Source organism: Tenacibaculum aiptasiae (genome assembly GCF_008806755.1).
In the GTDB taxonomy this organism is placed as follows: domain Bacteria; phylum Bacteroidota; class Bacteroidia; order Flavobacteriales; family Flavobacteriaceae; genus Polaribacter; species Polaribacter aiptasiae.
Window position 1 is genome coordinate 259,100 of the sequence record NZ_WAAU01000014.1, and the last position, 23,803, is coordinate 282,902.

26 protein-coding genes and 1 riboswitch are annotated in these 23,803 nt (G+C 30.5%); of the genes, 15 read left to right on the top strand and 11 right to left on the bottom strand.

The genetic code is table 11. The annotated features are described in order from the left end of the window. Nucleotides 1-4: 4 nt before the first annotated feature. Nucleotides 5-1,297 (bottom strand): O-acetylhomoserine aminocarboxypropyltransferase/cysteine synthase family protein, encoded by a 1,293-nt coding sequence (locus F7018_RS10755; protein ID WP_150900065.1) that lies wholly within the window; start codon nucleotides 1,295-1,297, stop codon nucleotides 5-7. Nucleotides 1,298-1,453: 156 nt separating this feature from the next. Then, nucleotides 1,454-1,564, bottom strand: a riboswitch (SAM riboswitch). 309 nt (nucleotides 1,565-1,873) lie between these two features. Between F7018_RS10755 and metK the strand changes: the two genes are divergently transcribed. Further along, nucleotides 1,874-3,130 carry a methionine adenosyltransferase gene (gene metK, locus F7018_RS10760; RefSeq protein ID WP_150900066.1) on the top strand — a complete coding sequence of 419 codons (1,257 nt, stop codon included), beginning with the start codon at nucleotides 1,874-1,876 and terminating at the stop codon, nucleotides 3,128-3,130. A 56-nt stretch (nucleotides 3,131-3,186) separates the two neighbouring features. Here the strand turns inward: metK and sppA are convergent, their stop codons facing one another. Both sppA and F7018_RS10770 read right to left on the bottom strand, forming a co-directional pair. Next, complete coding sequence (sppA, locus tag F7018_RS10765) at nucleotides 3,187-4,932, bottom strand: signal peptide peptidase SppA (RefSeq protein ID WP_150900067.1); 1,746 nt, start codon at nucleotides 4,930-4,932, stop codon at nucleotides 3,187-3,189. A 53-nt stretch (nucleotides 4,933-4,985) separates the two neighbouring features. Next, nucleotides 4,986-5,393 (bottom strand): DUF6146 family protein, encoded by a 408-nt coding sequence (locus F7018_RS10770; RefSeq protein WP_150900068.1) that lies wholly within the window; start codon nucleotides 5,391-5,393, stop codon nucleotides 4,986-4,988. Between the two features lie 98 nt (nucleotides 5,394-5,491). Between F7018_RS10770 and F7018_RS10775 the strand changes: the two genes are divergently transcribed. From F7018_RS10775 to F7018_RS10785, 3 genes are all read left to right on the top strand, one after another. Beyond that, on the top strand, nucleotides 5,492-6,052 hold the full coding sequence (locus F7018_RS10775) for a DNA-3-methyladenine glycosylase I (RefSeq protein ID WP_150900069.1): 561 nt from the start codon (nucleotides 5,492-5,494) through the stop codon (nucleotides 6,050-6,052). 45 nt (nucleotides 6,053-6,097) lie between these two features. After that, complete coding sequence (locus F7018_RS10780) at nucleotides 6,098-8,131, top strand: dipeptidyl-peptidase 3 family protein (RefSeq protein ID WP_150900070.1); 2,034 nt, start codon at nucleotides 6,098-6,100, stop codon at nucleotides 8,129-8,131. Between the two features lie 84 nt (nucleotides 8,132-8,215). Beyond that, nucleotides 8,216-9,136 (top strand): ion channel, encoded by a 921-nt coding sequence (locus tag F7018_RS10785; protein WP_150900071.1) that lies wholly within the window; start codon nucleotides 8,216-8,218, stop codon nucleotides 9,134-9,136. On the opposite strand, the gene F7018_RS10790 is transcribed toward F7018_RS10785, so the two are convergent. Beyond that, nucleotides 9,133-9,348 carry a hypothetical protein gene (locus F7018_RS10790; RefSeq protein WP_235273425.1) on the bottom strand — a complete coding sequence of 72 codons (216 nt, stop codon included), beginning with the start codon at nucleotides 9,346-9,348 and terminating at the stop codon, nucleotides 9,133-9,135. The two genes, F7018_RS10785 and F7018_RS10790, sit on opposite strands and share 4 nt — an antisense overlap. Before the next feature lie 39 nt (nucleotides 9,349-9,387). Between F7018_RS10790 and F7018_RS10795 the strand changes: the two genes are divergently transcribed. Genes F7018_RS10795 through F7018_RS10805 form a run of 3 tightly spaced genes read left to right on the top strand, consistent with a single transcriptional unit; the run spans nucleotide 9,388 to nucleotide 11,191 of the window. Then, entirely contained in the window at nucleotides 9,388-10,119 is a 732-nt protein-coding gene (locus F7018_RS10795; protein ID WP_150900072.1) for an SDR family NAD(P)-dependent oxidoreductase, read from the top strand. After that, a complete protein-coding gene (locus F7018_RS10800; protein ID WP_150900073.1) occupies nucleotides 10,120-10,800 on the top strand; it encodes an HAD family hydrolase in 681 nt (226 codons plus the stop codon). A gap of 1 nt (nucleotide 10,801) precedes the next feature. Continuing rightward, entirely contained in the window at nucleotides 10,802-11,191 is a 390-nt protein-coding gene (locus F7018_RS10805; protein WP_150900074.1) for a pyrophosphohydrolase domain-containing protein, read from the top strand. A gap of 34 nt (nucleotides 11,192-11,225) precedes the next feature. Here the strand turns inward: F7018_RS10805 and F7018_RS10810 are convergent, their stop codons facing one another. Together F7018_RS10810 and F7018_RS10815 are read right to left on the bottom strand one after the other, a co-directional pair. Further along, nucleotides 11,226-12,113 (bottom strand): TlpA family protein disulfide reductase, encoded by an 888-nt coding sequence (locus tag F7018_RS10810; protein ID WP_150900075.1) that lies wholly within the window; start codon nucleotides 12,111-12,113, stop codon nucleotides 11,226-11,228. Nucleotides 12,114-12,180: 67 nt separating this feature from the next. Further along, complete coding sequence (locus F7018_RS10815) at nucleotides 12,181-13,230, bottom strand: branched-chain amino acid aminotransferase (protein ID WP_150900076.1); 1,050 nt, start codon at nucleotides 13,228-13,230, stop codon at nucleotides 12,181-12,183. 122 nt (nucleotides 13,231-13,352) lie between these two features. Here F7018_RS10815 and F7018_RS10820 point away from each other — a divergent pair, with 122 nt between their 5' ends. Genes F7018_RS10820 through mnmD form a run of 3 tightly spaced genes read left to right on the top strand, consistent with a single transcriptional unit; the run spans nucleotide 13,353 to nucleotide 14,953 of the window. Then, nucleotides 13,353-13,865 (top strand): DUF4920 domain-containing protein, encoded by a 513-nt coding sequence (locus F7018_RS10820; protein ID WP_150900077.1) that lies wholly within the window; start codon nucleotides 13,353-13,355, stop codon nucleotides 13,863-13,865. Continuing rightward, a complete protein-coding gene (locus F7018_RS10825; RefSeq protein ID WP_150900078.1) occupies nucleotides 13,855-14,298 on the top strand; it encodes a hypothetical protein in 444 nt (147 codons plus the stop codon). The genes F7018_RS10820 and F7018_RS10825 overlap by 11 nt, the downstream gene beginning before the upstream one ends. A 1-nt stretch (nucleotide 14,299) precedes the next feature. After that, the gene (gene mnmD / locus F7018_RS10830; protein ID WP_150900079.1) at nucleotides 14,300-14,953 is read left to right on the top strand and encodes a tRNA (5-methylaminomethyl-2-thiouridine)(34)-methyltransferase MnmD; all 654 of its coding nucleotides are present in this window, start codon (nucleotides 14,300-14,302) and stop codon (nucleotides 14,951-14,953) included. On the opposite strand, the gene F7018_RS10835 is transcribed toward mnmD, so the two are convergent. Then, nucleotides 14,950-15,687 carry a DUF1223 domain-containing protein gene (locus F7018_RS10835; RefSeq protein WP_150900080.1) on the bottom strand — a complete coding sequence of 246 codons (738 nt, stop codon included), beginning with the start codon at nucleotides 15,685-15,687 and terminating at the stop codon, nucleotides 14,950-14,952. The genes mnmD and F7018_RS10835 overlap by 4 nt on opposite strands. Before the next feature lie 108 nt (nucleotides 15,688-15,795). On the opposite strand from F7018_RS10835, the gene F7018_RS18790 reads away from it, so the two are divergent. Further along, nucleotides 15,796-15,927 (top strand): hypothetical protein, encoded by a 132-nt coding sequence (locus F7018_RS18790; protein ID WP_262713963.1) that lies wholly within the window; start codon nucleotides 15,796-15,798, stop codon nucleotides 15,925-15,927. Next, a complete protein-coding gene (locus tag F7018_RS10840; protein WP_150900081.1) occupies nucleotides 15,928-16,647 on the top strand; it encodes a tRNA1(Val) (adenine(37)-N6)-methyltransferase in 720 nt (239 codons plus the stop codon). A gap of 17 nt (nucleotides 16,648-16,664) precedes the next feature. Here the strand turns inward: F7018_RS10840 and F7018_RS10845 are convergent, their stop codons facing one another. The 3 genes from F7018_RS10845 to F7018_RS10855 all read right to left on the bottom strand — a co-directional run bounded on the left by F7018_RS10845 (nucleotide 16,665) and on the right by F7018_RS10855 (nucleotide 19,653). Further along, a complete protein-coding gene (locus tag F7018_RS10845; protein WP_150900082.1) occupies nucleotides 16,665-17,510 on the bottom strand; it encodes an alpha/beta fold hydrolase in 846 nt (281 codons plus the stop codon). 213 nt (nucleotides 17,511-17,723) lie between these two features. Then, nucleotides 17,724-18,254 carry a DinB family protein gene (locus F7018_RS10850; protein ID WP_246175146.1) on the bottom strand — a complete coding sequence of 177 codons (531 nt, stop codon included), beginning with the start codon at nucleotides 18,252-18,254 and terminating at the stop codon, nucleotides 17,724-17,726. 28 nt (nucleotides 18,255-18,282) lie between these two features. Then, a complete protein-coding gene (locus F7018_RS10855) occupies nucleotides 18,283-19,653 on the bottom strand; it encodes a saccharopine dehydrogenase family protein (RefSeq protein ID WP_150900084.1) in 1,371 nt (456 codons plus the stop codon). A gap of 79 nt (nucleotides 19,654-19,732) precedes the next feature. Between F7018_RS10855 and F7018_RS10860 the strand changes: the two genes are divergently transcribed. The 3 genes from F7018_RS10860 (at nucleotide 19,733) to ade (ending at nucleotide 23,516) form a co-directional block, all read left to right on the top strand. Further along, a complete protein-coding gene (locus tag F7018_RS10860; RefSeq protein WP_150900085.1) occupies nucleotides 19,733-20,116 on the top strand; it encodes a DUF423 domain-containing protein in 384 nt (127 codons plus the stop codon). Between the two features lie 84 nt (nucleotides 20,117-20,200). Then, nucleotides 20,201-21,814: a phosphoenolpyruvate carboxykinase (ATP) gene (pckA, locus tag F7018_RS10865; RefSeq protein WP_150900086.1), complete on the top strand. Its 1,614-nt coding sequence runs from the start codon at nucleotides 20,201-20,203 to the stop codon at nucleotides 21,812-21,814. A gap of 79 nt (nucleotides 21,815-21,893) precedes the next feature. Then, a complete protein-coding gene (ade, locus tag F7018_RS10870; protein ID WP_150900087.1) occupies nucleotides 21,894-23,516 on the top strand; it encodes an adenine deaminase in 1,623 nt (540 codons plus the stop codon). 80 nt (nucleotides 23,517-23,596) lie between these two features. On the opposite strand, the gene F7018_RS18465 is transcribed toward ade, so the two are convergent. After that, entirely contained in the window at nucleotides 23,597-23,773 is a 177-nt protein-coding gene (locus F7018_RS18465) for a hypothetical protein (protein WP_175578712.1), read from the bottom strand. Between the last annotated feature and the right edge of the window lie 30 nt (nucleotides 23,774-23,803).

Sequence of the window (23,803 nt, forward strand, 5' to 3'; positions counted from 1 at the left end):
ACTTTTAAACAAAAGCTTCCTTTGGTATTTTATTGAAGGCTTCTTTTAAGTCTGATTTTAAATCGTCAATGTTTTCTAAACCAACAGATAATCTTATTAAATCTTCTGTAACACCAGCACTAGCTTGTTCTTCAGGATTTAATTGTTGATGTGTAGTGCTTGAAGGATGAATAATTAAAGATTTTGTATCTCCAATATTTGCTAAAAGTGAAAATGTTTTAGTGGTATTAGCTATTGTTTTTGCTGCTTCAAAACCACCTTTAGCTCCAAAAGTGACTATTCCGCTTTGACCTTTTGGTAAATAATTATTGGTTAAGGTTTTGTATTTACTACTTTTTAAACCAGGATAGTTTACCCAAGCAACCTCTTCTTGTTCTTCTAACCATTGGGCTAACGCTAAAGCATTTTCTGAATGTTTTTGAATTCTAATATCTAAGGTTTCTAACCCTTGAATAATGTTAAAAGCGTTTGTAGGACTTAAAGCGCCTCCAAAATCACGTAAGCCTTCTAAAATTAATTTAAAAGTATAAGATGCGGCTCCTAAAGTTTCATAGTACTTTAAACCATGATACCCCGCTGAGGGTTCTGTAAATTCAGGAAATTTACCATTAGCCCAATTAAAAGTACCAGCATCGATAATTGCACCTCCTAAAGAGTTTCCTTGTCCGCCAATGTATTTAGTTAAAGAGTGAATGACAATATCAGCTCCATGTTTGATTGGGTTTAATAGGGCAGGAGTAGCAACGGTATTATCGACAATGAAAGGGACTTCTGCTTTTTTTGCTTGGTTAGAAATAGCTTCTAAGTCTAAAACATCAAGCTTAGGATTTCCTAAAGATTCAACAAAAAATGCTCTTGTATTTTCTTGAATAGCTTTACCAAAATTTTCAGGGTCAGAAGCATCAACAAAAGTTGTAGTAATACCTAAGCGAGGTAAGGTAACATTTAATAAATTATAAGTTCCGCCGTATAAACTACTAGATGCTACAATATGATCGCCTGCTTTTAGTAAGGTTAGTAATCCTGTAGAGATGGCAGCGGTACCAGAAGCAAAAACAACAGCACCAATTCCTCCTTCCAAAGAGGCCAAACGCTCTTGTAAAATTTGATTTGTAGGATTGTTTAATCGAGTATAAATGAACCCTAATTCTTTTAATGAAAAAAGATTTGCTGCATGATCAGAGTCATTGAAAACATAAGAGGTTGTTTGATAAATAGGAACAGCTCTTGTGCCTCCTGTTTGTTTTACATCATGTCCTGCGTGCAACGCTTTTGTTGCAAATTTTTGTGTACTCATTTTTCTTGTTTTTGAGTTAATAAATAATTAAACCAAAAGCCAAATGCGTCAATGTTTTGACGTACTTACTAGAAAAATGTTATTAAGAAATATTAGAAATTTCAGTATGAGTTTATAGAAATTTCTTTTTGGTTATCTATCCTTGTAGTTACATCTCGATTTTTTTACCGAAGTAACATTTTGGTAGAATTTAGCACCTTCTTTGTATAGAACAAAGGGTTGCTAAGGCTTCATAGGGTCTAATCCCTCCACCTTTCTTGATAACATCGTCAATAAGTGATTGAACTTTTACGAATGCAAATATTCAGTTATAAAAATTTAATTTCCTAATATTTTTTACTTTTTTTTATTTTTTAATTCGTTATATACTACGTATATAGAATTTTATTTTTAATTCTTTTTTAACAAAAAGCTTTTTAAAATTTGAATTTAATCAATAACTTTGCGGCTGAATTTTTGAGGAGAAATTTGATCTGATTGCAACCTCTATAAAAAATGCTAAAGCAGTAATTATCTACTTCTTTTAGCGACCAAGCAATCCAAGTTTTTCTTCCGTTAATTTTTAAAAAGAAGTTTATGTCATATTTATTTACTTCAGAAAGTGTTTCTGAAGGACATCCAGATAAAGTAGCAGATCAGATTTCTGATGCTTTAATAGATAATTTTTTAGCTTTTGATGAAACATCTAAGGTAGCTTGTGAAACTTTGGTAACTACTGGTCAAGTTGTATTGGCGGGTGAGGTAAAATCTAAAACATATTTAGATGTTCAAAAAATTGCAAGAGATGTAATTAACAAAATAGGATATACCAAAAGCGAATATATGTTTGATGGTAGTTCTTGTGGGGTTTTTTCAGCAATTCACGAGCAATCACCAGATATTAATCAAGGAGTAGAAAGAGCAAATCCAGAAGATCAAGGAGCAGGAGACCAAGGAATGATGTTTGGTTATGCTACTGATGAAACTGATAACTATATGCCTTTAGCGTTAGAGTTATCGCACCGTTTATTAATTGAATTAGCAGAGCTAAGAAGAGAGAATAAAGATATTACTTACCTGCGTCCAGATGCTAAATCTCAAGTAACTATTGAGTATTCTGATGATAATGTTCCTCAAAGAATTGATGCTATTGTAATTTCTACTCAGCATGATGACTTTGATGAAAGTGAAGAGGTAATGTTGGCTAAGATTAAGTCTGATATTATATCTATTTTAATACCAAGAGTAGTAGCTAAATTACCAGAGCACATTCAGGCATTATTTACTGATGATATTACGTATCATATTAATCCAACAGGAATTTTTGTTATTGGAGGACCTCATGGTGATACAGGATTAACAGGTCGTAAGATTATTGTTGATACTTATGGAGGTAAAGGAGCTCACGGTGGAGGTGCTTTCTCAGGAAAAGACCCATCTAAAGTAGATCGTTCTGGAGCTTACGCAACACGTCACATTGCTAAAAACTTAGTAGCTGCTGGTTTATGTAAAGAAGTGTTAGTACAAGTTTCTTATGCTATTGGAGTAGCTAAGCCAACAAGTATTAATGTTGAAACTTATGGAACTGCAACAGTTGACATGACTGATGGTGAGATAAGTAAGGTGGTAGAAACTATTTTTGATATGCGTCCTTATTTTATAGAGCAACGTTTAAAATTAAGAACGCCTATTTATTCTGAAACAGCTGCTTACGGACATATGGGAAGAACTCCAGAAAAGAAAACAGTTACTTTTACAAATCCAATGGGAGATACTATTGAGCGTGAAGTAGAAACGTTTACTTGGGAGAAATTAGATTATGTAGATAAAGTAAAAGAGAGTTTTGGTTTATAATAAACTCTGATTAATACAAAAAAAAGCCTTGACATTGTCAAGGCTTTTTTTACGTCTTATTTTATCTGAAAGATAAAAGGCATTCTAGCTTGAATTCCTTTTAGGTTTTTCATTTGGTTTATATTGTGGTATAATTGATAGTGTTCATCACCTAAAGCTTCTTTTAGAATTTCTTCTTTAGAAACTTTACCAAAAGGAGAAAAGTTTAAGGCTTCTTTTAAATCCTTTTTATAGTTAGGATAATTACGAATTTTATAAATTTCAAGGTCAGCTAATTCAGCAGCTATTTCAATAGCATCATTTAAACTTCCTAATTTATCTACCAATCCTTTTTCTTTAGCTTCTTTACCACTCCAAACTCTACCTTGAGCAATTTCGTTTACTTGCTCAAAAGTCATATTTCTTCCAGTGGCAACACGATTTACAAAAGTAGTATAAATTTGTTCAACACCTTCTTTAGTAACATCATAAAACTTTTGATTCATAGGTTCAAAAACACTATAACTTGGACTATCATTTGTTGATACTTGCTCGGCATTTATTCCAATGTTATCCGCTAATTGATTAAAGTTTGGAATTGCTCCAAACACTCCAATAGAACCTGTTATAGTAGTTGGTTCAGCAACAATTTTATTAGCATTACAAGCAATATAATAACCACCAGAAGCGGCTACGTTCCCCATAGAAACAACTAAAGGTTTATCTTTTTTAGCTAATTCTAATTCACGCCAAATTAATTCAGAAGCCAAAGCACTACCACCTGGAGAATTAACACGTAAAACAATTGCTTTTACATTTTTATCTTTTCTAGCTTTACGAATAGCTCTGTTTGTTAAACCTTGACCAATAATATCTTCATTTCCTTCTCCATACATTATTTGACCTTGTGCGTAAATTACAGCAATCTTATCTTTACTTATAGAAGAGATTCTCCCTTTTCCAGATTTGATATAGTCTTCTAAACTAATTGTATTTACTTTTTTGTCAGAGTCTAATTTAAGCTTCTCTTTGTATTCATCTATATAAATAATTCCATCAATTAACTTGTTTTCTTTTGCTAGAGTAGCATTTCTTCCGTTAGCATTATCAGCAATTAAATTTAAATTCTCTATAGATATATTTCTACTGTTGCTAATATCTTCAGTGATTTCAGACCAAATTGAATTTAAAAAAGATGTAGTTTGTTCACGATTAGCATCACTCATTTTATTACTTAAATATGGCTCTACTGCACTTTTATATTTCCCATGACGGATAACCTCCATTTTTACACCGTATTTATCTTCAAAATCCTTGTAGTATAAAATTTCGGTAGATAAACCTTTAAAATCAATAGCTCCAACAGGATTTAAAAATAAGCTGTCAGCAACTGAACTTAAGTAATAATTTTTTTGAGTATATACATCATTGTAAGCATATACAAATTTTCCGCTTTCTTTGAATTCTTCGATCTTATTTCTAATAGCTTGAGTTTGTGCAATTCCTGCGCTTATATATGTAGTTTTTATACTAATTCCTTTAATATTGTTGTCGGTTTTAGCATTTTCAATAGCATTAATAATTTTATTTAAAGCTAACTTTTCATCGTTTAATTCTAAAATTTCAGCTAATGGATTATCTTCTTTAGGAGCATAATCTTTTATAGGGGTAGTAAGGTTTAATTCTAATACAGAATTTGATTTTACAACTACTTCATCTTCTGATCCTGTAATTGCAGCAATAGCCACAAAGAATATAAATATTAAAAAAATGGCTATAAAAAAGCCTAGAATTGATGCTAATAAATTTCTTAAAAACTTCATTTTAGATTGTTAAATTTTTAGCAAATATACAGTTTTGCAAAGAGTTTGTATTGTTATCTTAAGTTTATACGATACTTACGTTGTGCAAATTCAAAATAGTTAAATAACTTGTAGTTTACCTCATATCCATAATCAATATCTGGTTTATAATTAATTTGATTTTCATATATATTAGAGTTAAAATTGAAAGGGTCGTTTACTCTTAAATTCCAAATTGGAACATAAAACCGATTTTTATTTGCTAAGTAAGTTTTAGAGTAATAACCAACAGGTCTTGCTATTGTATTTAAATAATTAGTAAAACCAGGGTCTATGATTATGATTTCATATTCCAAACTATCGTTTTTTATAACAACAGGTTCTTCTTTTGAGTTAGAGTTGTTTTTGATGGGATTAGAACTACAAGCATAGATTATAACTAGAAATAAGCTGAGTGTTGAAATATATTTTAATGTTTTCATAATCAAAAGATTTAGTGATTATAAAGTTGCAAAAATTATTCCATTTTTCATTGATTTTTAGCTTGTTTAACAGTAATTTTCAATTTTAAAATAAAGAAATGAAGAAAAGATGTTTTTGGGTGAGTGATGATCCCTTGTACATAGAATATCACGATAACGAATGGGGAATTCCTGTATATGAGGATAATAAGTTATTTGAGTTTTTAATTTTAGAAACTTTTCAGGCAGGTCTAAGCTGGATAACTGTACTTAAAAAAAGAGAAAATTTTAGAAAAGCTTTTGATAGTTTTGACTATAAAAAAATAGCAAATTATGGAGAGGATAAATATGAAGAATTGCTGCAAAATGCTGGGATTATAAGAAATAAATTAAAAATAAAAGCAACAATTACAAATGCTCAAGCCTTTATGAAGGTACAAGAAGAATTTGGCTCATTTTCAAAATATATTTGGGGGTTTGTAAATGGAAAACCAATTAAAAACTCTTTTGCTAGGAGAGAAGAAGTACCTGCAACTACTGAATTATCAGATACAATTTCAAAAGACTTAAAAAAGAGAGGTTTTAAATTTGTTGGATCAACAGTCATTTATGCTCACATGCAAGCAACGGGTATGGTTAATGATCATACAACGGACTGTTTTAGATATAACGAAGTTTAAAATTCGTACATTTATCGACAGAAAAATCAATTAAATTATTAAAAAATGAAATTAAAACAGATGCTTTGTGCTGCAGCTGCAGTTGGTTTTTTGGTTTCTTGTAATGTAGAGAAGAAAAAAGAACCAAAAGAAGAGGTAAAAAAAGAAGCAAAATTTGATTATGAAGTAGAGCAGTTTGCAGATATTAAAGTATTAAGATACCAAATACCAGGGTTTGATCAATTAACTTTAAAAGAAAAAAAGTTAGTGTATTACTTAACTCAAGCTGGTTTAGCAGGAAGAGACATTATGTGGGATCAAAATTACCGTCATAATCTTGAAATAAGAACAGCTTTAGAAAAAGTAAATAACGAATTTAAAGGAGATAGAACTTCTCAGGATTTTAAAAACTTTACAACTTATTTAAAGAGAGTTTGGTTTTCAAATGGAATACACCATCATTATTCTAATGATAAAATTAAAGCTGAGTTTTCTAAAGAATACTTAGAAGGTTTATTGAAAGAAACAAACACAACAATTTCGCCAGAAGCTTTAGATGTTATCTTTAACGATAAAGACATGAAAAAGGTGAATAAAAAGGCAGGAGTAGATAATGTACTAGCATCTGCTATAAACTTTTATGGTCCAGAAATTACAAATAAAGATGTTGAGGATTTTTACGCTACAGCATATAAAGGTCCAGAAAATCAACCAATAGAAGCAGGATTGAATTCTAAATTAGTACGTGAAAACGGAAAGTTAGTTGAGAAAGTATGGAAGTCAGGAGGAATGTATGGAGCTGCAATTGATAAAATTATTTTTTGGTTAGAAAAAGCCAAAGGTGTTGCAGAAAATGAAAAGCAAGCTGAAACATTAAGGTTATTAATTGAGTATTATAAAACTGGTAGCTTAGATGTTTGGGATAAATACTGTATTGCATGGGCTACTTCTACAGAAGGAAATATTGATTGGATTAATGGATTCATAGAAGTATATAACGACCCTAAAGGATATAGAGGATCTTATGAGACAATAGTTGAAATAAAAGATTTCGATATGTCTAAAAAGATGAAGGTTTTATCTGACAACGCTCAGTGGTTTGAAGATAACTCACCATTATCTCCAGCGCATAAAAAACAAAATGTTGTAGGAGTATCATACAAAACTGTAAATGTAGCAGGTGAAGCAGGAGATGCATCTCCAAGTACTCCAATTGGAGTAAACTTACCAAATAACAACTGGATTCGTCAGCAACATGGTTCAAAATCAGTTTCTTTAGGGAATATTATTGGAGCATATAACAATGCAGGAGGAACAGGACGTTTAAAAGAGTTCGCTCACGATCAAGAGGAAATAGATTTAGAGATTAAGTATGGAAAGTTAGCGGATAAGTTACATACAGCTTTACATGAGGTAATTGGACATGCTTCTGGACAAATAAATGAAGGAGTAGGGCAGCCAAAAGAGACTTTAAAAAACTATGCGTCTACAATGGAAGAAGGTAGAGCAGATTTAGTTGGATTATATTATTTAATGGATCCTAAGTTACAAGAATTAGGATTAGTAGATGATTGGCAAAAAGTAGGAAAAGCTGCTTATGATGGTTATATCAGAAATGGATTAATGACTCAATTAATTCGTATCAATTTAGGAGATGATATTGAAGAAGATCATATGGTAAACCGTCAGTGGGTTTCAGCTTGGGCTTTTGAACAAGGGAAGAAAGATAATGTAATAGAGAAAGTAACAAAAGATGGTAAAACATATTTTGTTGTAAATGATTATATGAAACTTCGTGAGATTTTTGGACGTTTATTAAAAGAAGCGCAAAGAATTAAATCTGAAGGAGATTTTGAAGCTGCAAAAGCATTAGTAGAAGGATATGGTGTAAAAGTAGATCAAGACATACATAAAGAAGTATTAGATCGTAATAAACAATTTACTTCAGCTCCTTATAGTGGGTTTGTAAATCCTGTTTTAGAGCCTGTAAAAGATGCAGAAGGAAACATAACTGATGTAAAAATTACACAACCAAATACATTTGAAGAGCAAATGAATTTTTACGCTAAGAACTATAATTTCTTACCAATTAAGAACTAATAGAGTTTAGCAAATAAGAATTATAAAACCGACACTGAATGCAGTGTCGGTTTTTTGTATTTTTAAAGCATAAAGAAACTAACAATGGCAAAGAAAATAAAAGACCCAGGATTTGGATACAATTCAAGAAAGAACATTAAAGGAATTGTAAATAAAGACGGAAGTTCTAATGTTATACATATTAACAAAAAGTTTAATTTGGATGATATGTATACCTTCTTTATAGAATTGTCGTGGTGGAAGTTTTTCTTGTTAATTATTGTAGGATATACATTCTTAAATATTGTTTTTGGATTTATATATATGGCAATTGGTATTGAAGAAATAACACCATCGAGAGGAAATTTTATAGATGATTTTTTAAACGGATTCTTCTTTAGTGCTCAAACATTAACAACTGTAGGTTATGGTGGAATTGCGCCACAGGGAGTTACTGCTAATTTAATTGCAGCATTTGAAGCAATGATAGGGTTGTTAAGTTTTTCATTTATTACAGGATTACTGTATGGGAGATTCTCAAGAGCTAAAGCAGCTATTCATTTCAGTGAAAACTTAATTTTAAGAGATTTTAAAGAGCATAGAGCTATTATGTTTCGTTTAATGAATAGTAGAAAAACAGTAATGATAGAGCCAGAAATAACGGTAACTTTATCAATAAATGAAAAGAATCTAGAAGGTGAATATAAAAGAGAATTTTATCGATTAAAACTGGAAAGAGATAAAATCATGTACTTACCTACAGTGTGGACTATAGTTCATGAAATAGATGAAAAAAGCCCATTATTTAAATATTCTGATGAAGAAATTTTAAATTTAGAAGCAAAACTGTATGCACTAATACAATATCACGAAGAATCTTTCGGGCAAAAAGTATATCAAATCACTTCATATGACTTTCAACAGCTAAAATCAGCAGTAAAGTACAAACGATCGTTTCATTTCAATGAAGAAGGCTATACAGTCCTAGATCATGAAAAGATTAATGAAGTAGAAGAAATGGTTTAACCCTTAATTAAGTATTTCGAAAGAAATAAAAGAGCAATCACAGTAATAATACCGATAGCTACGTACAAAGCACCATTTTGATAATGTTTCTTATTGTTTTTAGCATCTTTTTTATAGCTGAAAATCATTAAAGCAACAAAAGCGATAACAAATAAACTGGCAAAAATAATTCTTCCAGTAGTAAACATTTTGGCAGCAATAAGTGTAAACATAAAATTGTATTTTTAGCAAAGTTAAAGAATGATTTTATAATGAAGAAAACTAAAACAGCAATTGTTTTTGGAGCAACATCAGGTATCGGTAAAAACTTAACAGAACTGTTGGTAAAAGATAATTATATTGTTGCAATAACGGGAAGAAGGTTAGAGAAGCTTGAAGAAATTAAAGCCCAAAATCCTGCCCAAATAATTATAAAACAAAACGATATAACTCAAGTAGAAGAAGTAGAAAAGACTTTTAATGAAATTGTTTCCGAATTAGGAGAGGTGCATCTAGTAGTACATTCATCGGGAGTAGGAGAGGTGAATAATAAACTAGATTGGAGTACGGAAAATAAAACAATTCAAACCAATGTTGTAGGTGCTACGAAATTATACGGATTAGCTTATAATTTATTTAGAGAACAACAATTTGGACATTTGGTAGGGATTTCATCAATAGCGTCGATTAGAGGAAATAGAGCTGCACCTTCGTATTTTGCTTCTAAAGCATATCAGAAAGCGTATTTAGAAAGTTTATATATTAAAACTAAAACCATAAAATCAAGAAAGGTTTTTATAACCGATATAAGACCTGGTTTTGTAGATACAGCAATGGCCTTAGGAGACGGTATTTTTTGGATGGTTTCTTTAGAAAAAGCAACAAAACAAATTTACTCAGCAATAAAAAGAAAAAAGCGAGTAGCTTATATATCAAAAAGATGGCGCTTAATTGCTTGGGTTTTAAAAATAGTACCAACTCGATTATTAAAAATGGCAACTTAAATGAAAAAGAAAAATTTAATAGTTTTTGATATAGATGATACTTTAACAAAAAGTGAGAATCAGCATCAAACAGCATTTGTAGAAGCAATGATTAGTTCTGGGATTATTAATATTAATAAAGATTGGAAATCCTATAAGAATATGACTGATAGTTATATTTTGAAGAAAAACTACGAGCGTAATTTTAACAAAGAGTTTGATTTTTCAATGATGCCAGAGTTTGAGAAAAAGATGACGGAACATTTACTCTCTTTACAAGAAACAAAAGAAATACTAGGAGCAAAAGCTATTGTAGATTTTTTTATGAATGAAACGAATTATGCTATTTGTTTTGCTACAGGTTCTTTGTTAGAACCAGCTTTAATAAAGCTACAACAAGCGGAAATAAATTTTATACCAGATGTAATAGAAACTGCAAGTTCTTTTTATACAAGAGAAGAAATTGTAAAATCGGCGATAGAAAAGGCTAAAGAATATTTTCAGGTAGATGAGTTTGAAACAATAATCTCAGTAGGAGATGGTATTTGGGATTTAAAAACGGCTCATAATCTTGGAGTTCACTTTTTAGGGATTAGAAATAAAAACTTGGAAGATTTTCAACAGCACAATATAAAAAGTCATATTGTAGATTGGTCTCATTTTGATTTTCAAAAAATACAAACAGAATTAGAAATAATATAAGATGAAAGATAAAATAAAAGCAGTACATGAATTTCATTCAGCATTTAAATTAAATATTCAAAGTGAACCAACAGTTGCTATTTCTGATGAAAGAAAACAATTGCGTTTTGAGTTAATGAAAGAAGAGAATGAAGAATATTTAGAAGCAGCAAAAAATAACGATTTAGTTGAAGTAGCTGATGCGCTTGGCGATATGTTATACATTCTATGTGGAACTATTATTGAACATGGTATGCAACACAAAATAGAAGAGGTGTTTGATGAAATTCAGAGAAGTAATATGAGCAAGTTAGGAGTAGATGGAAAGCCTATTTATAGAGAAGATGGTAAGGTGTTAAAAGGACCAAATTACTTTAAACCTAACATTAAAGAAATATTAAATAAATTGTAATAAAAAAGCTCCTTAATTTTAAGGAGCTTTTTTATTATTGTTTTTCCATAATACGGTCTAGTTCGGAAGTTAAAGTCTTAACATTGTTAACCATTTTGAGAATAACACCGTTAGAATCTACAATTAAATGGGTAGGATATTGCTTAACTTTTAACTTTTTAGACATATAGTCTTTTTGCTCAGGAATAGTAGAGAATTTAAAAGATTTTGTTTTTAAAAAATCAACAAGTTTATCTTTTTTATCAAAAGCTAAACTTACAAACTCAATATTATCATCTTTATATTTATCAACCAAAGCATTTAGCTCAGGAAACTCTTCTACACATATTTTACAGTTAATAAACCAACACTTTAAAACTAATATTTTACCTTCAGTATCTGCTTTATTATGAGATTTACCTTTTAAATCAACAAAATCATAACTTGGTAGTTTTTTACCTTCTCTTCTAAAGTATTGATAAGCTATTGTTGCTTTGCCTGAAATTCCTTTTTTTATCTTTTCATCTGAAGCTTGCTCCAGATTAATAAGTTTGTATTGAGTTTCACCCTTTACTACATCTTTAACAGGAATAAAAGCGCCAGTTCTTAATAAACTAAGAAATACACCTTTATCAGTTTTTACACCTTTATCATCAATAGGAACAAAGGTAGACATCAAATCAATGTTCTCTTTCGTATACTTATTCCAATTCTCAAAACTTCCTTGAATATCACCTAAATTAGTTTCTTTAGGAGTTTTAGATTCAGGTTTTTTTTCGCTCTTTTTTTTAGAAGAAGCTTTTGTTTTCTTTTTAACTTCAGTTTTTTTAGCTGTTTTAGTATCGTTGGTTTTAAGGCTTTCACTCGAATAGCTATTTAAAGCAAATAGTGATATAGAAAAACCTATTATGATAGATAAAACAGTCGGTACAATATTTTTCATTTCCCCTTGAATTTTATTGTAAATATTTGACTATAAGTTACTAATATAGCTTTTTTTTGTTGAAAAATTAAATTTTAACTCGCCAGTTATACTGATCTTCCGATTTATTATACTGAATATTAAGTAGTTTTTCTTTAAATAAACTAGCGTAAGAATTTTCAATATTTGGTAATTCGAAAGTAGTGTCTTTATGTTTGAATCCTTTTATTGGGTTAATTACAGCAGCAGTACCTGAACCAAAAATTTCTTTTAATTCACCAAGTCTAGCAGCTTCTTTAATTTCAGAAACAGATACTTTTCTAACTTCAACTTCAATGTTGTTATCTTTAGCAAGTTGAATAATAGATTTTCTAGTAACACCATCTAAAATTCGATCATTAGTTGGCGTAGTAATCAATTTATCACCAACTCTAAAGAAAATATTCATTGTTCCTGCTTCCTCTAAGTACTCATGAGTATTAGCATCTGTCCAAATAATTTGCTGATACCCTTCTTTATGAGCTAAACTAGTAGGGTAAAATTGAGCAGCATAATTACCAGCAGCTTTAGCATATCCAACACCACCATCGGCAGATCTACTATATTTTTGAGAAAAAATAACTCGAACTTCACCAGCATAGTATGATTGTGCTGGAGAACAAATAATAATAAATTTATAAGCTTCAGCAGGAGAAGCAGCAATGGCTCCTTCTGTAGCAATAATAAACGGACGGATATATAAAGAGTTACCTAATCCTTTTTTTATCCAGTCTTTATCAATGTTTAATAGTTTTTTTAAACCTTCAAAAAATACATTTTCAGGAACAGAAGGCATAGCCAAACGTTCGGCAGATAAATTTATTCGGTTAAAATTTTCATCAGGTCTAAAAAGAAAAATATCATCATTATCATCTTTATAGGCTTTCATACCTTCAAAAACAGCTTGTCCATAATGAAAAACTCTTGCAGAAGGCTCAAATAAAAGAGGACCATAAGGTTTAATTTCAGGGTTTACCCATTGTCCGTCAACATAATCGCAAACAAACATGTGATCTGAAAAAGTTCGTCCAAAATTTAAATTATCAAAGTCTACTGAGTCAATTTTTGATTGCTCTATTTGCTGAATTTTAATATCCATAAATTGCTGTTTTTACAAGTGCTACGAAGATACAAAAACTAGCTGTATTATGCTTTTTTTGAAGACAGACTTAGTGAATAATAATTATATTTGTTATCTAACTAGATTAAATTGAAAAACAAATGAAAAAAATACTTTTATTAGGACTTTGTTTAAGTCTTTCATTTATAGCTTGTAAGACGGAAAAAAAAGAAGAAAAACAAGAGGTGAAAGCTATTGAATTAGTTTCTTTTGGAAAGGAAATTTCAGCAGATAACGCTATTAGTAAAGAAGAAATGGCTAAGAAGTTTGAAACTATGAATGCCGGAGATACTTTGGATGTGAAATTTATGGGAGAAATAGCTGAGGTATGTCAGAAAAAAGGATGTTGGATTAAAGTACCTTTAGACGATAAAAAAACATCTTTTGTAAAGTTTAAAGATTATGCATTCTTCATGCCTTTTAATTCGGCAAAAAGTAAGGTTATTTTAAATGGAAAAGCATTTAAAAATGAAGTATCAGTAGAAGAGTTACAACATTATGCTAAAGATGCTGGAAAATCTGAAGAAGAAATAGCTAAAATTACTGAACCAAAAGTAACGTACTCTTTCTTAGCAGATGGAGTATTGTTAGAGGCTACTGCTGATGAAAAATAGAATTTTGTTTGTGTTTTTTTTGAGTTTGATATTAGGTTGTCAAACACAAAAAGAAACAAAAGAAATAAAGATTGTAAAAAAGGTTCCGTCAAAGTTTCAGATGTATAAAACATCTGAAATGGCGGAATTAATGAGAAATATGCTCGCAAAGAATAAAGAAGTGAGAACTCAAATTATTCAAGGAGAAGAAATAGGCGATTTCAACAAAGAGTATATTAAAATACATACAGCAAAGCTTACCGATAGTACAGATTTAGACGAAAATTTTTTAACCTATGCTAATCATTTTGAAAAAATGCATAGAAAGCTTTTTGAAGTTTCTAAAGAAGAAAGGAAAGAGCAGTTTAATGATGCGATTAATTCATGTATAGCTTGCCATCAAATGAAATGTAGAGGTCCAATTCCTAGAATTAAAAAATTATTAATCAATTAATTTGAAACGAGAAATTATCATAACATCCGATGGTTCAACAACAATTCATTTGCCCGATTGGAATGAGCAATATCATTCTAAACATGGGGCAATTCAAGAAGCATATCATGTTTTTATAAAGAATGGTTTAGAGATATTAGATAAAAATGAAATTTCAATCTTAGAAATTGGATTTGGTACAGGATTGAACAGTTTTATTACTTTTTTAGAAAGTGATAAAACTGTTAATTATGTAGGAGTTGAAGCATATCCGGTTGCTGAAGAGGAGGTTGCAAAATTAAATTATGTAGCGGAACTCAAAGCAGTAGCTAAAGAATCTGTGTTTAAAAAAATGCATGAGGTTTCTTGGGGAGTGAAACACAAGATAACTGAAAGCTTCTACTTAACAAAACGTCAACAGTTTTTTAAAGATATTGACGATATTGACACCTTCGACTTAATTTATTTTGATGCTTTTGGAGCCCGAAATCAACCAGAATTATGGACTGAAGAGATTTTTAGCATAATGTTTAATGCCTTAAAGTCAAATGGCGTTTTAGTAACTTATTCAGCTAAAGGAAGCGTTCGTAGAGCTATGCAGGCGGTAGGTTTTGAAGTAGAACGTTTACCGGGTCCACCTGGAAAAAGAGAAATGTTAAGAGCGGTAAAGCATTAAAGACTTTTTTGAACCCCTCCAGTAATTTGTAAATTAGGGTTTTGCACAAAAGCAATAATTCTGTAATTATCGTTAATGTCAAAAGTTTCAGGGATATTTAACGATATATTTCCATTAGCTTTATCTTGAATTGGAAGAGAAACTTGATTAATAACAATGTTACTGTTTTTAATTTTTCTATTAGAATTTTCTCCCCTTTTAACAAAGGTTGTTTTTTCATCTAAAACCAAAGTAAATGAAACTATTTTGCCTTTTAAATCACCCTTTATTTTATAATCAATGTTTATAAGTCTGTCTTTTTTATAAACATTGGATAAAGTAATAGCATTAGAAGCTTTTTCTGAAGTATATTTTTTTAAAGCTCTATTAAGCTTTCTGTTGTTAGAACCAGTAAAATGCTCATTTCCATTTACCACTAATTGAGGTGTATATACGCTAGAACTGTTAAACTTACGAGCGTAATTGTACTGTAATTCAGTATAGGTCCTTTTACTAAAAGGATCTTTCCAACCTAACCTGTCCCAATAATCTACATGATAAGACATCACAATAATATTAGTGTTTGAAGTATTTTTTTTGACTTGTTCGAGCAAATAATCAGCAGGTGGACAGCTACTACAACCTTGAGATGTAAATAACTGAAACACAACAAAAGGAGGGTAGGTTTTGTCTTTAGTATTCTCTGAATTTGTATAAAATAAGGTAGCTAGGAAAAAAATAAAAGCGTATTTCATTACTTAATAAGAGTTTGAAAGTTAGGCGAATTTTGCTTTTAATCCTTACAGTTTATAAGAAGTTAAGAATAGAATTAATATCTTCGATGCTTAAATATAAAATGAAGGATGAAGTTTCAAAGAAGATTTGGAAATAGAAAACGAACAAATCCTAAAAGAGGGTTATTTTTAGTATTGTTATTGGCAGTAGTTTTATTTTTATGGTTTTATGCCGATAAACTAATGGAAAGAATTTTATAAATGAAACCATTTAAATTTAAAGAGTTTACCGTACATCAGGATAAAACAGCGATGAAAATAGGTACTGATGCCGTTTTGTTAGGAGCTTGGTGTGATTTAGGTGAATTTCCAGATGCAATATTAGATATTGGTTCAGGTACTGGTGTTATTTCGTTAATGTTAGCACAACGTAGCGATGCCATGACTATAGATGCGGTGGAAATAGATGAAGGAGCTTATGAGCAAACGGTAGAAAATTTTGAACAATCTGATTGGGGAGATCGTTTGTTTTGTTATAGTGCAGCTTTTAATGATTTTGCAGAAGAAATGGCAGAAGAAGAGGAAGTATATGATGTTATTGTGTCGAATCCACCTTTTTATACTGATGATTTTGAAACAAAAGATGAAGCAAGAAATAAAGCTCGTTTTACATCATCACTTACCTTTGAGGATTTACTAGCAGGTGTCTCTAAAATATTATCTACAAACGGATTATTTTCAGTAATTATTCCATTTAAGGAGGAAGGAAGTTTTGTGCAATTAGCAAGAGAAAATGGATTATTTGCACAAAGAATTTGTAGAGTAAAAGGAAATGAAACTTCAGAAATAAAGAGAAGTATGTTAACCTTTTCTTTTCAAGAGCAAGAAGTTAAAGAAGAGGAATTAATTATAGAAAAAGAAAGGCACCAGTATACTGATGCCTATATTGAGTTAACTAAAAATTTTTACTTAAAGATGTAGTTTTTCTACATCTTTTTTTATTTAGTGTAATCGTAAGTGTTTGAATAAAAGGTATCAGCTATATTATTAAATATTTTAGATTCATTACGAGGAGCACCATGATTTATTCCTGGCATTATACAAAGTTGTGCTCTAGGAATATTATTATATATTTCAACAGCGTGTTCATTTTTAATAATATCTCTATCACCAATCATAATTAAAACAGCAGCTTTAATTTTAGCCAATTCTGCATGACTAATGTTAGGTTGATTTAATAAAAGTTTGTCTAACTGTAATTCTCTTTCCCAATCTTTAGAAGTATCCCCTTTTTTAATCATTTTGATGGTATTGGAATGCATTTCTACTACTTGTTTACGTGCCCAAAAGTTAATAGCAGTAGTATCAGGTCTTAGGTTAGCTCCCATGGCAATTATTTTATTGATATTTACCTTGTTGTTAATCCCCATTTTTAAAGCAATAATTCCACCATCGCTCCATCCAAGAATATTAATAGTTTTTAATTTCAAATGATTTACAAGAGCTTCTAAATCTTCTGCCATCAAATCATAGGTTAGCTTTTTTGTTTTTAATTTAGATTTTCCCTGACCTCTACTATCAACAGCAATAACTCTAAATTTATCTTTAAAATAATCGATTTGATATTCCATAGCACTGATGTCAGTACCACAGCTATGAATAACTAATAATGGTTCCCCTTTCCCATATTCTTCATAATATATTTTAGTACCGTTTACATTTACATGTTTACCTACTTCTTTATTATTACCATAAGGTGTGCTTAATTTTTGCTGAGCTAAAAGAATGCTTGTTTGAAAAATGAAAAGCAATAAGGTTGCTTTAAAAAGTATTATTTTTCTCATTGTGTTAGGATGTGTGTAATTTGTTTTTAATAAATGTTTTATGATCCGGCAAAGCTAATAGATTCTAATTAAGAATCAAGAAAGAACTTATTTCTAAATTATGATGTTAACCATTTTTTAATGAACAAGTGGTTTCGGGAGAATTAAAAACAAAAATAAAGGCATCAATATACTGATGCCTTTATTGAATTTATAAGAGTTATATGTGATTGTTTAACTTTTTAAATAAAACTCTTTTATAACTTTTACATGGTGTAATTCATGTCCCAAAATATGATAACCTAAAGCTCTTACACTAGTTTGGTTACCATTTGCAGTACCTATGCGCTTTAAAGAATTATAAGAAAACCCGTTAAAAAGAGTAATTGTAGATAATCTCAAAGCTTCATATTCAGCCATTATGTTTTCAATAGTCCTTTCAGAAGTATCAGAAAAAAGATTGTAATCATCTTGTTCAAAACCTGGAAGACATGTTTGGTCATTTCTAGCAAAAGCGAGTGCTCTATAGCTATAAATTCTCTCGTCATCAATTATATGAACTAAGACTTCTTTAATAGACCATTTATTTTTTTGATACCTGTAATTAAGCTGCTCTTCTGATAAATTATGAATGATAGCTTTTGTTGTTTCTAAACTAGATTTTAACTGTTGTATTAAATTTCCATCTTTTTTTACCAATTTCATATACATTTCTGCATATGAAGGGTATTCGTTTTTTGATGGAAATTCAATATGTTTTATCATTATAATTTATTTGAAGTTTAAACTTAATTTATCCTCTTAAACTTTCAGGATTATAACCTAAATAAGGAACTTCTTTTTCAACAAAAGTTATTCCGTATTCTTCCAACTCTTTTAAAATAGGTTCGTATACTTCTTTAGTGATAGGAATTTGCACTCCAGGAGTTTTAATTTCTCCATTTAATATTTTTAAAGCAGCCATAGCAACAGGTAAACCAACAGTTTTAGCCATTGCTGTGTAAGTTTGATCATCACCTTTAATAATCATGCTACTTTCAATTTGTAATTTTTCTTCTTTGTACTGATAACCAAAAATATGTTGCATTACAATCATGTCTTTATCGTCATCTTGTAATGTCCATTTATCTGATAATATTTTTTGTAAAATTTGTGCAGGAGTCGCATTTTTCAGTCCTACTTTTTTATCAGCATTAAAAATATCTAACTCTAAAAATTTATCCCACATAATATCATCTTGGTCGATTTTCAAGTATGAGCGGAATTTTAATTCAACAGAATCAGAAGGAGAATAGGCTAAGAATAAATTAGTAAAATCTCTATAAGTTAAGTTTTCAGAATCTTCAATAGTGTAAGAATCATCAGTCATTCCTAATTGTACAAAAACATTCCAAGCTCTAGAAAAACCAACTTTTCTAATAGTTCCTCTATACATGGTTGGAATATCATCTAAACCATAAATGCTTCTGTATTTTAAAGAATCTCTGTTGGCATAAGCTTCAAATTTTCCGCTGCCATTTATTGTTAAAAACTCTGTTCTTCTAAATAATTTATGATAAGGAATGTATTTATAAGTTCCTTCTTGAATAAACATAGCCGATCCACCTTGTCCAGCTAAAACTACATTTCTAGGGTTCCAAGTAAACTTATAGTTCCATAAATTATCATCACTTTCAGGAGCAACCAAACCTCCACAGAAAGATTCAAATAATAACATTTTTGAACCATTATCTCTAATACGATCAATAATTTGCATTGCACTCATATGATCAATACCAGGATCTAGTCCAATTTCATTCATAAAAACTAATCCTTTTTCCTTAACAGCTTTATCTAAAGCTTGCATTTCATCAGAAACATAAGATGCAGTTACCATATGTTTATTGTAAGTAACACAATCTTTAGCTACTTCAATATGGAAACGAGCTGGAAGCATAGAAATAACGATGTCAGCATTTTGGATTGCTTCAATACGTTGCTCAGCATTAAAAACATCTAAACCAATAGCTGTAGCGTTTTTATGATTGTTTGTTTTTTCTTGAGCACTTTCAATAGAAACATCACCAATAGTAATGTGTAAATTTTCTTGTGTCGATTTATCTAGCAAATATTTTATAAGGGATGAGCTAGATCTACCAGCTCCAATAATTAATATTTTTCTCATTTATGATGTACTTTAGTGGTCTAAAATTTGTGGCGACAATATCGCTAAAAAAGTTTAAAATTAAACAAAAATCGATAAAATGTATAAAAATTTAACAACAGCATCTATCTTAGGAGTACTGGCAGTAATTTTAGGAGCCTTTGGAGCACACGCATTAAAAGCTAAATTAAGTCCAGAAGCAATGCAAAGTTTTGAAACAGCAGTGAGATATCAGTTTATTCATGTGCTTGTATTATTATTTGTAAACAGCTACAAAGAGTTTAATTTGAAACAAAAAAGTGCAATTAGTAGATTTTTAATAGGTGGAATTTTAATGTTTTCAGGATCAATTTATGCAATTCACTTGTTAAATGTTCCTGCCCAAACAATTTGGTTTATAACACCTTTAGGAGGGGTTTTGTTAATAGTAGCATGGGTTTTGATGACTTTTCAGTTTGTCAAAAAAGTTATTAAAAAAGAATAGTTCATAAAATTTTTTAATGATTAATGAGTTTAATCAAAAAGAACTATTTTTGTCTAAAATTAAACACAACTAAATTATTCTAAGATGACAAATCTTGATACGAAAACGATATCGTTAGATAACTTAGGAATTAAGGGAGCAACGATTCGTTATCAATTGACTTCAGACGAGTTACATGATACAACCATTGAAAAAGGACAGGGAGAGAAAACTAGTTTTGGAGCATTAGCTGTTAAAACAGGTGAATTTACAGGACGTTCTCCTATGGACCGTTTTATTGTTAAGGACGATATAACAAAAGACGAAATATGGTGGGGAGACATCAACATACCATTCGATTCAGATAAATTTGATAAATTATACGATAAAGTAACTGATTACCTTTCTAATAAAGAGGTTTTTGTACGTGATAGTTATGCATGTGCAGATGAAGATTACAAGTTAAATATTAGAGTAGTAAACGAATATCCATGGAGTAACATGTTTGCTTACAACATGTTTTTACGCCCAACTGCAGAAGAATTAAAAGGTTTTTCTCCAGAATGGACTGTAATTAATGCACCTGGTTTTATGGCTAATCCAGAAGTAGATGGAACACGTCAACACAATTTTGCAATCTTAAACTTTGAAAAGAAGATTGCTTTAATAGGTGGAACTGGATATACAGGAGAAATTAAGAAAGGAATTTTCTCTGCGTTAAACTTTATTTTACCAGTATTTAAGAATACCTTACCAATGCACTGTTCTGCTAATGTTGGTAAAGAAGGAGATACAGCTATTTTCTTTGGATTATCAGGAACAGGAAAAACAACTTTATCTACAGATCCAAATCGTAGTTTAATTGGTGATGATGAGCATGGTTGGACTTCTGAGAATACAGTATTTAATTTCGAAGGAGGATGTTACGCTAAAGTAATTGACCTATCTCAAGAAAAAGAACCAGAAATTTATGCAGCTATAAAGAAAGGAGCTATTCTTGAAAATATAGTTATGGATAAAGATGGAAACGTAGATTTTCACGATACTTCAATTACACAAAATACACGTGTAAGTTATCCAATTTACCATATTGATAATATTCAAAAGCCATCAATAGGAAAGAATCCAAAAAATATATTCTTTTTAACTGCTGATGCATTTGGAGTATTGCCTCCAATATCAAGATTAACACCAGGTCAGGCAGCGTACCACTTCATTTCTGGATATACTGCAAAAGTAGCAGGAACTGAAGCTGGAGTTACAGAACCACAACCAAGTTTCTCAGCATGTTTTGGAGCGCCATTTATGCCATTACACCCAACTCGTTATGCAGAAATGTTAAGCGAAAAAATGAAAGAAACTGGTGTAAACGTTTGGTTAGTAAATACAGGATGGTTTGCTGGACCTTATGGAGTTGGTGATAGAATGAAATTAAAGTACACACGTGCTATGATTAATGCAGCATTAAATGGTGGATTACCTCAGGAAATTACTCACGAGAACTACCACATTCACTCTGTATTTGGATTAGCGCAACCAAGACAATGTCCTGGAGTACCATCAGAATTATTAAGTCAGCGTCAAGCTTGGAATAATGATGAAGAGTACTATAAAACAGCACATAAATTAGCAGATTCGTTCAAAGAAAACTTTAAGAAATTTGAAGAATATGCAAATGAAGAAATTTTAGCAGGTGGACCACCAAATGTTGAAAAATAAATAGATAAGAAAGCATCCGTAAAGGATGCTTTTTTTATGCAGAAATACTACCTATTTTTGTAATCCTAAAAAATAAATAATGATAGTACAAGGAAATATAGTTGATATACTGAATAAAAGAATCTATAAAGGAGAAGTAGAAGTTGAAAATGGTAAGATAAAAGCAATAAGAGAAGCTAATCATACTGTAGAAAATTATATACTACCTGGTTTTGTAGATGCTCATATTCATATTGAAAGCTCAATGTTGGTGCCGTCAGAGTTTGCAAAAATTGCTGTAGTTCATGGAACAGTAGCTACTGTTTCTGATCCTCATGAAATAGCAAATGTTTTAGGGGTAAAAGGAGTTGATTTTATGATTGAAAACGGAAAGAAAGTTCCGTTGAAATTTAATTTTGGAGCGCCTTCTTGTGTGCCAGCTACTTCTTTTGAAAGTGCAGGAGCTGTTATCGATTCTGATGATATTAAGAAGATGATGGAAAATCCGGATATCAAGTATTTAGCAGAAATGATGAATTATCCAGGAGTTATTTATCAGGACGAGGAAGTATTAAAGAAAATAGCTTGGGCAAAACATTATAACAAACCAGTAGACGGTCATGCTCCTGGAGTACGAGGAGAAGATTTAGATAAGTATATTGCAGCTGGAATTTATACCGATCACGAGTGTTTTACTTATGAAGAAGCATTAGAAAAACTTCAAAAAGGTATGAAAGTAATTATTAGAGAAGGAAGTGCTGCTAAAAACTTTGAAGCTCTTATTGATTTATTACCTGAGCATTATGAGAATATGATGTTTTGTTCTGATGATAAACATCCAGATGATTTATTAGTAGGACATTTAAATGAGTTATGTGAAAGAGCTATAGCTAAAGGAATAGACGTTTTTAAAGTGTTACAAGCAGCTTGTGTAAATCCAGTAAAGCATTATAATTTAGATGTAGGATTATTACAAGAAGGAGATGATGCCGATTTTATTGTAACCGAAAACTTAAAGAATTTTAAAGTATTACAAACTTACATTAACGGTGAGTTAGTAGCAGACAAAGGAGAGTCGTTTGTAAAGCATGTTGACTTTGAAGTATTAAATAACTTTGATACGGATAAAAAACAAGTTGCCGATTTTGAGTTTCATTCAGCTTCTGATAAGATTAGAGTAATTGAAGCTTTAGATGGAGAATTAGTAACTAACGAAATAGAAGTAGATTCTTTAATAGAAGAAGGGAATTTAGTTTCTAATACTGAAAATGATGTATTAAAAATGACGGTAGTAAACCGTTATAAAAATGCAGAACCATCGATAGCGTTTATTAAAAACTTCGGATTAAAGGAAGGGGCAATAGCAAGTTCAGTAGGACATGATTCTCATAATATTATTGCAGTAGGAGTTTCTGATGAAGCTATTTGTAAAGCAGTAAACCTTTTAATTGAAAATAAAGGAGGAATTTGTGCTGTTTCTAATTCAGAAGAAAAAGTAGTTGCTTTACCAGTAGCAGGAATTATGAGTGATAAACCTGCTGAAGAAATAGGAAAAGCATATGCAGAGTTAGATCGTATGGCTAAGGAAATGGGAAGTTCTTTAAGAGCTCCATATATGACCTTGTCTTTTATGGCACTATTGGTAATACCAGCATTAAAATTATCAGACAAAGGATTATTTAATGGAAGTACATTTCAGTTTACTTCTGTTGAAGTGAAATAATAAGAATATTCAAACTATATTTTTGATATAAAGATGCGCTTCTTTTAATTCAGAAGCGCATATGTTTTTTTAACAATAATCTATTTGATATTAGGGTTTGGTCCTAACCAAACTTTTTGAGGATAATTAGGGTTTACACCTACATTTCCTTTAAAGCCTTGGCTTCTTAAAAATTCAATAAATTCTTCTGTTGTTTTTGGCTCTGATACGTTTACTTCATAATCAACAGAGACTTCTTTTGTGTCTAAAGTTTTCATAAGATTAAATTTATATTAGGTTTATAAATA